This is a genomic window from Streptomyces sp. NPDC104831 (genome assembly GCF_055583025.1).
The window spans coordinates 95,192-108,060 of record NZ_JBVJOT010000030.1 but is presented as its reverse complement, the minus strand read 5'-3'; the positions used below and the strand labels follow the sequence as shown (position 1 = coordinate 108,060).

Sequence of the window (12,869 nt, the reverse complement as noted above, 5' to 3'; positions counted from 1 at the left end):
CCCTGCGGGCCCACCGCGATCGCCGCGGCCGCGTGATCCTGGGTGGAGAAGATGTTGCAGGACGCCCAGCGCACCCGCGCGCCCAGAGCGACCAGCGTCTCGATCAGCACGGCCGTCTGCACCGTCATGTGCAGCGAACCCGTGATCCGCGCACCGGCCAGCGGCTGCGCCTCGGCGTACTCCTTGCGGATCGCCATCAGACCGGGCATCTCATGCTCGGCGAGAGTGATCTCCTTACGGCCGAACTCGGCCAGCGAAAGATCGGCGACCTTGAAGTCCTGTCGGTTGTCGACAGTCGTCATTACGAGCTGCTCCTCGGGGTTGGGGCGAGGTGGGTACGGCTGGTCTGCGCGGCGGCGGACACAGGGGTGCCCGAGAAGAGGACACAGGCATGCCCGCGTGCGCGCAGCGCAGTCCGTCGGAGGCCCTCTCTCCCTCGGTCGGCCCGTGTGGGCCGCCCGACCGCCATCAGCAGCGACGTCTGGCTCCGTCCCAAGCTACACCGGTCGACCGGGTCGCCCCCAGTCCGCGTCCGGATTCGTCGCGTCTTCCCGAGGTCGGCCGGGTGGGGTTCCGGGGGCGCACCGGGGGTGGAGCGGTGCGGGACGCGGGCGGCCGGGCCGTCCGGTTCCGCTCGCGGGGCGGCCGGGACGGCGTCGCGCGGGTCCGGCGCCGCCTGGAGCGGTGGACGGGGTCCCGTCCGTCCGTTCCGTCGAGGCGGGCGGGGTGGCTCCGCCCGGCCGGCGCGCTGGTGCTCACCGGTGGCGGGCTGGGGGGCGCCTTCCTCGTGGTACGGCGGCGGAGGGCGCCGGTGGTGCCGGCGCCCTGGCCGGTGCGGTACCCCTGAGGCCGGCCGCCGTACCGGGCGTCGTCAGTGGCCGGCGGCGTGCGGGGTGGGGCCGCCCGGGGTGGCCTCCGGGTCCGGGCCCTTGGCGGCCTCGGCCTCGCTGTAGATGTCCGGTTCCAGGTAGATGACGCGGGCGATGGGGACGGCGGCGCGGACGCGGGCCTCGGCGGCGTCTATGGCGGTGGCGATCTCGGTGGCCGTGTCGTCGTGCCGGACGGCGATCTTGGCGGCGACCAGCAGTTCCTCGGGGCCGAGGTGCAGCGTGCGCATGTGGATGACGCGGGTGACCGTGTCGCCGTCGACGATCGCGGCCTCGATCTTCTTGACGTCCTCGGCGCCCGCGGCCTCGCCGAGCAGCAGCGACTTGGTCTCGGCGGCCAGGACCAGCGCGATCAGGACGAGCAGGATGCCGATGCAGAGGGTGCCGACGCCGTCCCAGACGCCGTCGCCGGTGAGCAGGGAGAGGCCGACGCCGCCGAGGGCGAGGACCAGACCGATGAGCGCGCCGAAGTCCTCCAGGAGGACGACGGGCAGCTCGGGCGCCTTGGCGCGGCGGATGAACTCCTTCCAGGAGAGCTTGCCGCGCAGTGCGTTGGACTCCTTGATCGCCGTGCGGAAGGAGAAGCCCTCGGCGAGGATCGCGAAGACCAGGACGGCGACCGGCCAGTACCAGTTCTCCAGATCGTGCGGGTGGCGGATCTTCTCGTAGCCCTCGTAGACGGCGAACATGCCGCCGATGGAGAAGAGGACGATGGAGACCAGGAAGGCGTAGATGAACCGCTCGCGGCCGTAGCCGAAGGGGTGCTGGGGGGTGGCCTGGCGTTGCGCCTTCTTGCCGCCGACGAGCAGCAGGAACTGGTTGCCGGAGTCGGCGAGCGAGTGGACGCCCTCGGCGAGCATCGAGGAGGAGCCGCTGAACGCGAACGCCACGAACTTCGATGCCGCGATCGCGAGATTGGCGCCCAGTGCCGCCACGATCGCCTTCGTACCGCCTGACGCGCTCATGTGTTCGCGGTGTCCCTTCGCCTGTGTCGGCCTCGTGCGTCCGTCCGGGCAGGTGCCCGGCTTTGCCCGGCCTTTGCCGGTGGGTCATTCTTACAGCCCGGCCGGGCGCCGGTGCGTCAGGTGTCCACAGCCCCGGTCATATGAACGCCCGTCTACCCACAACCCCCGGTCATACGATCACGGTGGCGCGGAAGACCGTGCCCGCGCCCGAGATCTCCGCCGTCTCGCCGGCCGGGACGAAGACCGACCGGCCGGGGCGCAGCTCCTGCTCGCCCGCCCGGACGGTGCCGGCCGTGCAGAGCAGGATCTGCGGGGTGTCGCGGGTGACGTCGCGGGCGGGGCCGCCCTCGGGCAGGACGTAGCGGGAGAGCCGGAACTCGTCGATCGGCGTCTCGTAGACCTCCTCGCCGTCCGGGGAGGCCTCGGGGCGCAGCACTGCGGGGTCGCTCGGCTCGAAGCGGACGATCCGCAGCAGCTCGGGGACGTCGACGTGCTTGGGGGTCAGGCCGCAGCGCAGGACGTTGTCGGAGTTGGCCATGATCTCCACGCCCAGGCCGCCGAGGTAGGCGTGCGGGATGCCGGCGCCGAGGTACAGGGCCTCGCCCGGCTGCAGGCGCACGGGGTTGAGGAGCATGGCCGCGATCACGCCGGGGTCGCCGGGGTAGTGGTGGGCGATGCCGGCGTAGGGGGCGTAGGCGCCGCCGAGGCGGACGCAGGCGGCGGTGGCCTCGGCGACCGTCCGGGCCATCTCCCGCGGGTCGGCGGTGAGGACCGCGGTGAGGACCTCGCGCAGGGCCGCGTCCTCGGGACGGGCGTGCAGCAGGTCGGCGTAGGGCTTGAGGGAGCCGACGCCGAGCCCGTCGAGCAGACCGGCGGCCCGCACGGGGTCGCGGAAGCCGCACAGCCCGTCGAACTCGGTGAGCGCGCAGATCAGTTCGGGCTTGTGGTTGGCGTCCTTGTAGTTGCGGTGCGGGGCGTCGGCCGGGACGCCCCGGCGCTCCTCCTCCGCGTATCCCTCCCGGGCCTGCGCCAGGTCCGGGTGCACCTGGAGGGACAGGGGCGCGCCGGCGGCGAGGATCTTGAGCAGGAACGGCAGCCGGGGGCCGAACCTGGCGACCGCGCGGGCGCCGAGTTCCCGCTCCGGGTCGGCCTCGACGACCTCGGCGAGGGTGCCGCGCGGGGTGCGCGACGGGGCGCCGGGGTGCGCGCCCATCCACATCTCCGCCTGGGGTTCGCCGGTCGGCTCGACGCCCAGGAGGTGCGGGATGGCGGTCGGGGAGCCCCAGGCGTAGGGGCGGATGGTGTTGTCGAGGCGGTCCATGTGTCTTCTCTGTCTCCGTACGTGCGCTGCTCGGCCGGCGCCGTCGCGTCCGCTCCGGGCGCCGCCGGATCCGCCCGCGCGCTCGGCGGGAGGTCCGGGCCGGCGGCGGGTGCGGGCGGTGGGCCGGAGCCAGATCAGGCCCCCGAAGCGAGCGCCAGGTAAACGGCGGCGAAATCCGTGACGGCGATCAGTTCCGCGAGGGTCTCCAGTTCGCCGCCCTCCTCCGGTTCGAGTTCGCTGACCGGCGTGTCGTGGCTGAGGGCCACGTCGCGGGCGGCGGGGGCGGCGGTGAGACCGCTGATCGGGCGGTCGCGCAGCAGCACCACGCGCGCGTGCAGCGCGGGCGGTTCCTCCACGCGGTCGCGGAAGAAGTCGTCCGGGTCGGCGCTGGCGGCGAGCGGGCCGGCCAGCAGGGCGCTGTGCGCGGCGAGCGCCTCGGGCAGTTCGGCGACCAGGGCCGGGCGGCCGGCGAGTTCGGCGAGGGCGGCGGCGAACCTGCGGCCCGCCGGGCCGGCCGAGGTGCCCTCCGTCCACACCACGGGCAGCGCGTCGGCCAGCTCGGCGGCGAGGGTCTTGGCCGGGTTGCTGTAGGTCGCGATGGCGGGTCCACAGCGCTCGGCGACGAGGTCCAGGCGGTCGGCGACCTTCTCCAGGGCCTCCGGCGGGGCGTCGATCAGGCCGACCCGGTCCAGGAGCGCCAGCAGCGGGGTCAGCAGCGCCCAGAGCACTCCGGGGGAGGACGCGGCGAGCGGTTCCTCCTGGTCGTACGGTGCCGTCTCCATCGGCAGGAACAGGCCGTGCGCCCCGGTGACCGCCTCGGCGAGCGGGGTCTGCGGCGGGGCGACGCCGACGACGGAGCAGCCGCGGCGGTAGGCCTGTTCGGCGAGGAGGGACAGGCTCGGTTCGGTGCCGTCCGGTGTGGCGATCAGCAGCAGGTCCACGGCGCCGGCCCAGCCCGGCAGTTCCCAGCGCAGGGCGCCCGCGGCCGGGGCGACGCCCGCCGGGGCGAGCCGGACGACGGGGCTGCCCGGGCCGGCCAGCGTGCCGAGCAGGTCGGCGGTGTGGGTGGCGGCGGCTCCGGGGCCCGCGATGAGGACCGCGCGGGGGCGGCCGTCGGGCTTCAGGCCGCCGACACCGGCCTCGGCGGCGTTCCGGGCGGCGGTGCGGACGCGGGCGCCGGCCTCCGCCGCGCCGCGCAGCAGGCCTCGGTGGTCGGCCTCGGCGAGGCCCTCCGGGGTGTCGAGCAGCGATTCGTCCAGCATGGGCGGCAGCCTCCGGTCGCCGGGGATCCTGGGGTGCTAGGAGGTGACGGGCACCGGCACGCGGCGCCGTCGGTCGAACCGGGCGGCGCCGGCGCTCTCGCGGGCGGTGGGGTGCCCGGTCACGCGGGGCGGCGGGCCTCGTCGACCAGCAGGACCGGGATGCCGTCGCGCACCGGGTAGGCGAGGCCGCAGTCCACACCGGTGCAGATCAGCTCGGCGTCCTGCTCCTTCAGGGGGGCGTGGCAGGCCGGGCAGGCGAGGATCTCCAGGAGGCCGGCTTCGAGCGCCATGGGGTGTCCCTTCGGGGGGCGGATGGGTGTCGGTGGATATGCCCGGTCAGCGTACCGCCGTCGGGCGGGCCGCTCAGCCCCTGATGATCGCCAGGGCCTCGTCGCGGATCTTGGCCATCGTCGCCTCGTCCTTCGCCTCGGCGTTCAGGCGCAGCAGCGGCTCGGTGTTGGACGGGCGGACGTTGAACCACCAGTCGGCGGCGGCGACCGTGAGGCCGTCGAGGTCGTCGAGGGTGACGTCGGCGCGGCCCTCGTACGCGGCGCGGACCGCGGCGAGGCGCGCGGACTGGTCGGCGACGGTGGAGTTGATCTCGCCGGAGCCGCGGTAGCGGTCGTACTGCGCGACCAGGGCGGACAGCGGGCCGTCCTGGCCGCCGAGGGCCGCGAGGACGTGCAGGGCGGCGAGCATGCCGGTGTCGGCGTTCCAGAAGTCCTTGAAGTAGTAGTGCGCCGAGTGCTCGCCGCCGAAGATGGCGCCGGTGCGGGCCATCTCGGCCTTGATGAAGGAGTGGCCGACCCGGGTGCGGACCGGGGTGCCGCCGTTCTCCCGGACGACCTCCGGGACCGTGCGGGAGGTGATCAGGTTGTGGATGACGGTGCCCTTGCCGCCGTTGCGGGCCAGTTCGCGGGCGGCGACCAGCGCGGTGATCGCGGACGGGGAGACGGGGTCGCCGTTCTCGTCCACGACGAAGCAGCGGTCGGCGTCGCCGTCGAAGGCGATGCCGAGGTCGGCGCCCTCCGCGGGGACCCGCTTGCTCAGGTCCACGAGGTTGGCCGGGTCGAGCGGGTTGGCCTCGTGGTTCGGGAAGGTGCCGTCCAGTTCGAAGTACATCGGGACGAGGGTCAGGGGCAGGCCGGCGAAGACCGGCGGGACCGTGTGGCCGCCCATGCCGTTGCCGGCGTCCACCACGACCTTCAGGGGGCGCAGGGAGGCGAGGTCGACCAGGGAACGCAGGTGCGCCGCGTACTCCTCCAGGGTCTCGCGGCGGGAGAGGGCGCCCGGCCGGGCCGCGGGTTCCGGGGCGCCTTCGGCGAGCCAGTGCTCGACCAGCTCGCGGATCTGCGCGAGGCCGGTGTCCTGGCCGACGGGGGCGGCGCCCGCGCGGCACATCTTGATGCCGTTGTACCGGGCCGGGTTGTGCGAGGCCGTGAACATCGCGCCCGGCAGGTTCAGCGCGCCCGAGGCGTAGTACAGCTGGTCGGTGGAGCACAGGCCGATCTCCACGACGTCCGCGCCGCGGTCCGCCGCGCCGCGCGCGAAGGCGCGGGAGAGGCCGGGGGACGAGGGGCGCATGTCGTGGCCGACGACGACGGCCGCCGCCGCTGTCACGTCCGCGAAGGCGGCGCCGAAGAGTGCGGCCAGTGCCTCGTCCCACTGGTCCGGGACCACTCCGCGCACGTCGTACGCCTTCACGATCTGTGACAGATCAGCAGTCACGGCCATCCTCCTGAAAGTCCTGGTGGGTGCCCAAAACTACCCGTCGCGGGACGGAGGGAGGCGTGCGGACACCGGGTGGAGGCCCCGGAACGTCGCGCGGTGTGGCCGGCCGTCCGGGGACGCGGTCAGTTGTCCGGGGACCGCAGGACCCTCAGGTGGCCGCGGCGGGCGACCTCCATGGGGTCCACGGCGCGGGCTCCGCCGCCGCCCGCCTCGGCCGCGCGCTCCTGGGGGCGGGCCGCCTCGCGCACGGCGTTGGCGAGCGCTTCGAGGTCGTCGCCGCTGGGCCGCGCGGGCGCGGAGCCGTCGAGGAGTCGTACGACCTCCCAGCCGCGCGGGGCGGTGAGGCGCTCGGAGTGCTCGGCGCACAGGTCGTAGCAGTGGGGTTCGGCGTAGGTGGCGAGCGGGCCGAGGACCGCGGTCGAGTCGGCGTAGACGTACGTCAGCGTCGCGACGGCGGGTCGGCCGCAGGCGGTGCGCGAACAGCGACGTACAGGGCTCACGATGTTGGACGGTACCGCACTCTTGAGCGGGCCGCGACGACTCCCCACCAGGTCACTCCACCGTGTCGTGGTGTGAAACGCCCCACACACCCCTTCGGGGGGACTGTGCTGACCTGCGTGGACGGCATCGCGGCGCGGGACCGGAGGAGACGCGTCCGGTCAGGAGTCGGCACAAACAGCGTCAATTGCCTTGAGTTCGGTGGTCTCGGAAAGTTACGGAAACGAGCCAGACGTTGGCCTGAATGGTCATCCTGCGACAGGGGCGACGGGGGCGGGTTGCCGTGTGGAGCCGGACGCGCGCAGGGTGCGGGGACTACGCTTCACCGGTGATGGACAACCGTGTACCGCCCCGTGCCAGCGGCCCCGGGCCCCGTCGCCGTGATCGTCACGGGCGGGGCATGCGGGGGCCGATCGCGCCGCCGCAGGTGCCGTTGGCCGCCAGCCGGGCCGAGGTGTTCGCGGATCTGGTGCAGGACTCCGTGGACCGCCTGGAGCGGCGCTGGCCGCAGCTGGCCGACATCGACTTCCTCGTGCTGGAGGTGCCCCGGCTGGACGGGCGGGGCGACGGACCGGTGTGGGAGGACGAGGCCGTGCCGCTCGGCGGGGTGGTGCCGGCGCGGGACGGGCGGCGGGCCCGGGTGGTCGTGTACCGGCGGCCGGTGGAGATCCGGACCAAGGGGCGCGACGAGCGGGCCGCGCTGGTGCACGAGGTGGTCGTGGAGCAGGTGGCGGAGCTGCTGGGACTGACCCCGGAGACCGTGGATCCCCGGTACGGGGAGGACTAGGGCGCCGGCGCACACGCTCCCCGGGCCTCCCCGGCCCGCTACTTCTGCAGGATCGACAAGTCCTGCTCCGTCTCCGGCACCGGCACCAGGCCGCGGTCGGTGGGGAGAGTCTGGACGGTGAAGGCGGCGGTGGAGCGGGTGGGGGCGGTGAGGGTGCGGGAGGCGTAGACGGGCCCGCCGGAGACGGGTTCGACGGTGAGGGCGTAGGTGCCCTTCAGGCCCGTCGGAACGGGGGCGTCCACGTTCTGCGTGGTGCCCGACTTGATCGTGAACGTCCTGGCCGCCGGGGTGCCGCCCTCGCTGCCCGCCGAGGCGGTGACCTTGACCGTGGCGGTGCCCCCGGGCGCCGTCAGGGCGAGCGTCGTGCCCTTCGCGCCGTTGCCCGCCGAGGTCGCGCGCGTGCCGACGGCGGCGGTGGCCGGGATGAACGCCGTCTCCCGCTGGTCGCCCTTGCCCCGCACCACCTGGAGCGCCGCGACGACCGGGACGGCCCGGCCGGTCGGGGTGAGGACCAGGGAGCCGGCCTCGCCGCGGGTGACGTCGCCGAGGTCGACCGCCGCCGTCATGCCGGACTTGACGTGCGCGGTCTCGTGCCCGGCCGGGGTGATCAGGCCGTCGGGCGTGGCCAGCCGGATCCTCAGGTCGGCGTCGTCGTCGCCGGGGGCGAAGGCGATCAGGCGGACGTCGGTGGCGTCCTTGGGGATGCCGGGCAGGACCAGGTCGGCAGCCGGGTCGGCGGCGGGGGCCAGCCAGTCGCCGCCCGCCTTGTCGTCCAGGGCCCGCACGGCCGCGCCGACCCGGCCGCCGCGCACGCTGACGTGCACGGTCAGGTCGGTCTGCCGCTCCTCGGTGAGCGTGGGGAGCAGGATCGCGTCGCTCGCTCCCGGGGCGATGGTGAGGTTCTCGCCCAGCGGGGTCTTGACCTCGCCGTCCTTGCCGTACAGCTCGATGTCGACCACGGCGGCGGAGTCGTCGGGGTTGGTCAGGTGGACGTAGTCGGTGCGGCCGGCGGCCGTGCTCGCCCCCGGCAACCAGAACTCGGTGTCCGCGCCGGCGCAGGTGACGCCGAGGAGGCCGCGGCCGGTGCCGGCGGCGACCTCGGTCGTCTCCTGGACGGTCCAGCCGGGCGCGAAGGCGCCGTCCGCGGTGCCGACGAGCGCGGGGGCGTCCCCGCCGGAGGTGTCGCCGGTGGCCGGCGTGCCCGGCGCCTTCGGCGTGAGCACCGGCTGCCCGGCCTTCTTGCCCTCGCCCTTCTTGCTGCCCTTGCCCCCCTTGTCTCCCTTGCCCCCCTTGTCCTCGCCGGAGCCGTCGTCCGCCGACTGCTCGCCGGCCGCCCGCAGCCGGGCCGCGCCGCCGCTCGCGGCGCCCTTGGTGACGGGCGTGAACGAGGTGTACGTCGTCTCGGCGAGGTCCGAGGTGCTGGGTGCCGGGCACACCAGGCCGGTGCGCTCCACGGGCAGCCGCGCGGCGGCCCGGGGAGCGGCGCCGGACGCGGAGGGCGAGTCGACCGCGGCGAACGCGGTGACGGCGGCCAGCGCGGCCGTGCCGGCGATCAGGGACAGGGTGGTGCGGTTCACTGCTGGCTCCCGTCGGGGCGCTGGCTGCCGGTGCCGTGGGGGTGCTGGGCCGGGTCGTAGCCCTGCGGCGCGGGGTCGTACGCCGGGTCGTAGCCCTGGTGCCGGTAGGCCGTCGGGTCGTAGGACGGCTGGCCGTCGGTGCCGCCGTAGCCGTACGGGTCGTAGGGGGCCGCCGGCTGGTAGGGGTCGGGCTGCGGGTACGGCTGCTGGTCGTAGCCGGTCGCGGCGGGGTACGGGTCCGTGCCGTAGCCGGCGTATCCGGTGTTCGCGTACGCGGCCGGGTCGTACTCCTCATACGGCTGCTGCCGGGGTACGGCGGCCGGGGGCGGCGGGGTGCCGGGCGGCTCCCCGGCGGGCGGCTCCCCGGCGGGCGATTCCTCGGCCTGGGCGCGCAGGCGGCGTGCGCGGCGGCCCTCGCCCGCGACGGCCTGGGCGGGCGGCGGCTGCTCCTCGGGCAGGTCGTCGTCGACGTCGCGGCGCCGGCCGGGCAGGGCGAGGACGACCAGGACGACGGCGAGCAGGCCCTGCGCCCAGAGCCAGGCGGTGTGGCCGAGCGGGGTGTCGTAGGTGACGTCGAGCCGGCCGCCCTGGGCGGGGAGCCGGAAGCCCTGGGCCCAGCCGTCGACCGTGGTGCGGGTGAGCGGCTTGCCGTCGAGGGTGGCGGTCCAGCCGTCGTCGGCGGCGTCGGCCAGGCGCAGGACGCGGCCGTCGGAGCCGGCGGGGACGGTGGTGTGCACCTCCACCGGTCCGGCGGTGACCGGCCGGGCCTTGCCGGAGCCGCCGGCGGGCACGATGGCCGCGCGGGAGACCTCCTGGTCGACGCGCCACAGGGCGGCGCCGTTCTGCTGGCTGAGCCGGGTCAGGCCGGGGGTGGCGTCGAGGACGCGGGTGATCTCGCGGGGGGCGCCCTGGTGGACGAGGACGTAGCGCACGGCGAAGCCGCCGAGTTCGGTGGCCTGGTCGGCGCCGGAACCGGCCACCAGGTGGGCGACGGTCTGGTCCAGGCGGCTGTTCGCGCCGGTGGCGGCGGTGAACTCGGCGTCTCCCATGCGGGCGCCGGAGCCGCGGACCAGGCTGTAGCGCACGCGGGCGGGGGAGTCGCTGTCCAGGATCAGGGTGCGGGCCTGGTCGCCGCCGGTGGAGTCCTCGGCGACGAACGCGGGCACCTGGGCCGGGTCGCGGCGCTCCAGGGGGCCGTCGGCGCCGCGGATCATCCAGCCGCCGGCGACGAGCAGCGGGCCGGCGGCCGAGGCGAGGGCGATCAGGGCGGCGACGGGCTGGCGCCAGCCGAAGCTCTGCTCGGCCACGCGCGCGCGGGCGCCGTCGGCGCCGAGGACGGCGGCGGCCAGCAGGGCGATGCCGTAGACGAGGGTCGCCGGTCCGGCCCAGGCGGACCGGTTGGACAGCACCGCGAAGACGAGGCCGGCCAGGGCGACGGCCCAGGCGGTGCGGATGCCGAGCCGCCGTTCGGAGCGCAGCAGGGCGGCGAGCGCGGCGAGGACGATGCCGAGGAGCAGCAGGCCGTTCACGGTGCCGGGGCCGCCGGGGGCGGCGCCGAGCAGGTCGGACGCGGAGGCGGCCGAGGGGCCGTATGCCAGGCCCGCCTCGCGGAAGAAGCCGGTCGGCAGCAGGGTCAGCGACCAGGGGGCGAGGACCAGCAGCGGGGTGCCGAGCTGGGCGAGGAGGCGCGGTCCGTAGCCGAGCAGGTCGCGGCGGCGCAGCACCAGGACGCCGAGGCCGAGCAGCAGCGCGAGCGGCCAGACGATCGGCGTGAAGGCGGTGGCGATGGTCAGCAGCAGCGCGTACGCCCAGGTGGCGCGCCAGCTGCCGCGGGTGCCGGCGCGGGCCGCCAGGCCGCTCGCGGCGATGCCCGCGCGCGCGAGGAGCGGCAGCAGCACGGCGAGGACGGCGGTGCCGACGCGGCCGCCGGCCAGGGCGCCGGTGGTGGCGGGCAGGAAGGCGTAGGCGACGGCGGCCCAGGCGCGCAGCAGCCGGGAGGGGACCAGGGGCCGGGAGGCGAGGTAGGCGGTGCAGCCGGCGAGCGGCACGGAGCACACCAGCAGGGCGGTGACGGCGAGGTTGGTGGAGCCGAACAGGAGGGAGGCGAGGGTGGCGACGAGGGCCAGGTAGGGCGGTGCGGCGGGGGTGCCGCCGGTGCCCGTCGGGTGCCAGGCGTCCAGGTAGCGCGACCACAGGTCGGTCGCGCCGGCCGGGGCGGGCAGCAGGGCGCCGCCGGCGAGGGCGCCGCCGCCGAGCAGGGCGCGGCAGGCGGCGAGGGAGACGAGCAGCAGCGCGAGGAAGAGGACAGGGCCGGGCCGGCGGGCGATCCGCTTGAGCCGGGCGAACTGCTCGACCTCCAGGAAGTCGGCGTCGTCGCCGCCGGGCCCGGATTCCACGGCGCCGCCGTGCCGGCCGGCCGAGGAGGTGTCGGTGTCGGAGCCGCCGGTGAGGTTGCTGGCGATCTGCTCCACGGTGGCCCGGACGGTGGCGCCGGGCGGCGGGAACAGCCGGCGCAGTTCGGCCTTGTCGATGCGGGAGGGGCCGCGGCGGCGCCGGGCCGCGATGATCCGCTCGGGCCGCAGCAAGGTGCTCAGCAGGCCGCGGATCTCGTCCAGGGCCTGGCCGGGAACCTTGCCGACGAGGTAGGCGAGGGTGCGCAGGACGGTGCCGAGGACCAGCCGGAACAGCACCCAGGGCAGCGCGGCCGTACGGGCGTTGACGAGCAGGGTGTAGACGGCGCCGGCCTTGTCGACCTTGTGCGGGGAGGCGGTGGTGCGGCCCGCGCAGTCGACGGCGCGGCGCTCGCGGGAGGCGGCCTCGGCGTGCCGGACGACGGCGTCGGGGGCGATCAGGACGCGGTGGCCGGCGGTGTGGGCGCGCCAGCACAGGTCGACGTCGTCGCGCATGAGGGGCAGCCGGCGGTCGAAGCCGCCGAGCTGTTCGAAGACGTCGCGGCGGACGAGCATGCCGGCGGTGGACACGGACAGCACGTCGCGGACGTGGTCGTGCTGCCCCTGGTCCTGTTCGCGGCGGTCCAGACCGGTCCAGCGGCGGCCGGAGTTGGCGATGGAGACGCCGACCTCCAGCAGTTGGCGGCGGTCGTACCAGCCGCGCAGCTTGGGGCCGACGACCGCGACGTCGTCCCGGCCGAGTTCGAGTTCGTTGTCGACGACCCGCAGCAGCTGGGCGAGGGCGCCGGGTTCGGGGGCGCAGTCGTCGTGCAGCAGCCACAGCCACTGGACGGGTTCGCCGTGCGGCAGTTCCGGCAGGTCGTACGCGTCGTCGCGCCAGGTGCGGGTGGCGGGGTCCCAGCCGCTGGGGCGCTTGAGGTACGGCAGGTCCTCGGGGGTGAGGACGGGCGCGGTGCGGCTCGCCTCCTCCACGGCCTGGCCGAAGCCGGTGCGGCGGGCCAGGTGCAGCACGCCGGCCTCGCCGAGTGCCTCGGTGAGCAGCCGGGCGGAGTCGTCCGCGCTGCCGGTGTCGGCGGCCACCGCGTGCTGGACGGGGCGCTCCTGGCCGAGCAGCCCGGCGAGCGCGTCGGGCAGCCAGCGGGCGCCGTCGTGGGAGACGAGGACCGCGGTCACCACGTGGCGCGGGAACTCGGGTGGGCGGGACGGGTCAGACCCGGCGGGCGCGGCGCGGTATTGGGCTGCCGCATGGCTGTGCACGGACATCGAGGTACGGGCCCCGGTTCGATGGACTGCGGTGGACACCCGCGTCTTCTCGTGGCCGAGGGACAGCGGGGCGTCTCGGACGAGCGCCCACACTATCGGCTGGGCACGACGACGGCCCGCCGCCTGTGGACAACCCACGTGCGACGGGCCGTTCGTGCCCTTCGCGG

General features: G+C 75.5%; 10 protein-coding genes. 1 reads left to right on the top strand and 9 read right to left on the bottom strand.

The annotated features are described in order from the left end of the window. From ACZ63H_RS21490 to ACZ63H_RS21460, 7 genes are all read right to left on the bottom strand, one after another. A partial coding sequence (locus tag ACZ63H_RS21490) for an adenosylhomocysteinase (protein ID WP_469867282.1) occupies positions 1 to 302 on the bottom strand: 302 nt, incomplete at its 3' end. 569 nt (positions 303 to 871) lie between these two features. Continuing rightward, on the bottom strand, positions 872 to 1,852 hold the full coding sequence (locus ACZ63H_RS21485; protein WP_469867280.1) for a cation diffusion facilitator family transporter: 981 nt from the start codon (positions 1,850 to 1,852) through the stop codon (positions 872 to 874). 169 nt (positions 1,853 to 2,021) lie between these two features. Next, positions 2,022 to 3,173 carry a mannose-6-phosphate isomerase, class I gene (manA, locus tag ACZ63H_RS21480; RefSeq protein ID WP_469867278.1) on the bottom strand — a complete coding sequence of 384 codons (1,152 nt, stop codon included), beginning with the start codon at positions 3,171 to 3,173 and terminating at the stop codon, positions 2,022 to 2,024. 134 nt (positions 3,174 to 3,307) lie between these two features. After that, on the bottom strand, positions 3,308 to 4,435 hold the full coding sequence (locus tag ACZ63H_RS21475) for an SIS domain-containing protein (RefSeq protein ID WP_469867277.1): 1,128 nt from the start codon (positions 4,433 to 4,435) through the stop codon (positions 3,308 to 3,310). A 119-nt stretch (positions 4,436 to 4,554) separates the two neighbouring features. After that, the gene (locus ACZ63H_RS21470; protein WP_469867275.1) at positions 4,555 to 4,725 is read right to left on the bottom strand and encodes a Trm112 family protein; all 171 of its coding nucleotides are present in this window, start codon (positions 4,723 to 4,725) and stop codon (positions 4,555 to 4,557) included. A gap of 73 nt (positions 4,726 to 4,798) precedes the next feature. Further along, the gene (locus tag ACZ63H_RS21465; RefSeq protein ID WP_469867273.1) at positions 4,799 to 6,163 is read right to left on the bottom strand and encodes a phosphomannomutase/phosphoglucomutase; all 1,365 of its coding nucleotides are present in this window, start codon (positions 6,161 to 6,163) and stop codon (positions 4,799 to 4,801) included. A gap of 125 nt (positions 6,164 to 6,288) precedes the next feature. Then, positions 6,289 to 6,714 (bottom strand): DUF3499 domain-containing protein, encoded by a 426-nt coding sequence (locus ACZ63H_RS21460; protein ID WP_469867271.1) that lies wholly within the window; start codon positions 6,712 to 6,714, stop codon positions 6,289 to 6,291. Between the two features lie 350 nt (positions 6,715 to 7,064). On the opposite strand from ACZ63H_RS21460, the gene ACZ63H_RS21455 reads away from it, so the two are divergent. Further along, complete coding sequence (locus tag ACZ63H_RS21455; RefSeq protein ID WP_344349841.1) at positions 7,065 to 7,451, top strand: metallopeptidase family protein; 387 nt, start codon at positions 7,065 to 7,067, stop codon at positions 7,449 to 7,451. 38 nt (positions 7,452 to 7,489) lie between these two features. Here ACZ63H_RS21455 and ACZ63H_RS21450 read toward each other — a convergent pair whose 3' ends face one another. Further along, complete coding sequence (locus ACZ63H_RS21450; RefSeq protein ID WP_469867269.1) at positions 7,490 to 9,028, bottom strand: DUF5719 family protein; 1,539 nt, start codon at positions 9,026 to 9,028, stop codon at positions 7,490 to 7,492. Continuing rightward, positions 9,025 to 12,702 carry a glycosyltransferase family 2 protein gene (locus ACZ63H_RS21445; RefSeq protein ID WP_469867296.1) on the bottom strand — a complete coding sequence of 1,226 codons (3,678 nt, stop codon included), beginning with the start codon at positions 12,700 to 12,702 and terminating at the stop codon, positions 9,025 to 9,027. Before ACZ63H_RS21445 ends, ACZ63H_RS21450 begins: the two co-directional genes overlap by 4 nt. Between the last annotated feature and the right edge of the window lie 167 nt (positions 12,703 to 12,869).

What these genes read in the sequence shown, in the direction of transcription:
- manA (WP_469867278.1), bottom strand. Translation starts at nt 3,173, where the DNA reads ATGGACCGCCTCGACAACACCATCCGCCCCTACGCCTGGGGCTCCCCG.
- ACZ63H_RS21445 (WP_469867296.1), bottom strand. Translation starts at nt 12,702, where the DNA reads ATGTCCGTGCACAGCCATGCGGCAGCCCAATACCGCGCCGCGCCCGCC.
- ACZ63H_RS21470 (WP_469867275.1), bottom strand. Translation starts at nt 4,725, where the DNA reads ATGGCGCTCGAAGCCGGCCTCCTGGAGATCCTCGCCTGCCCGGCCTGC.
- ACZ63H_RS21475 (WP_469867277.1), bottom strand. Translation starts at nt 4,435, where the DNA reads ATGCTGGACGAATCGCTGCTCGACACCCCGGAGGGCCTCGCCGAGGCC.
- ACZ63H_RS21485 (WP_469867280.1), bottom strand. Translation starts at nt 1,852, where the DNA reads ATGAGCGCGTCAGGCGGTACGAAGGCGATCGTGGCGGCACTGGGCGCC.
- ACZ63H_RS21455 (WP_344349841.1), top strand. Translation starts at nt 7,065, where the DNA reads ATGCGGGGGCCGATCGCGCCGCCGCAGGTGCCGTTGGCCGCCAGCCGG.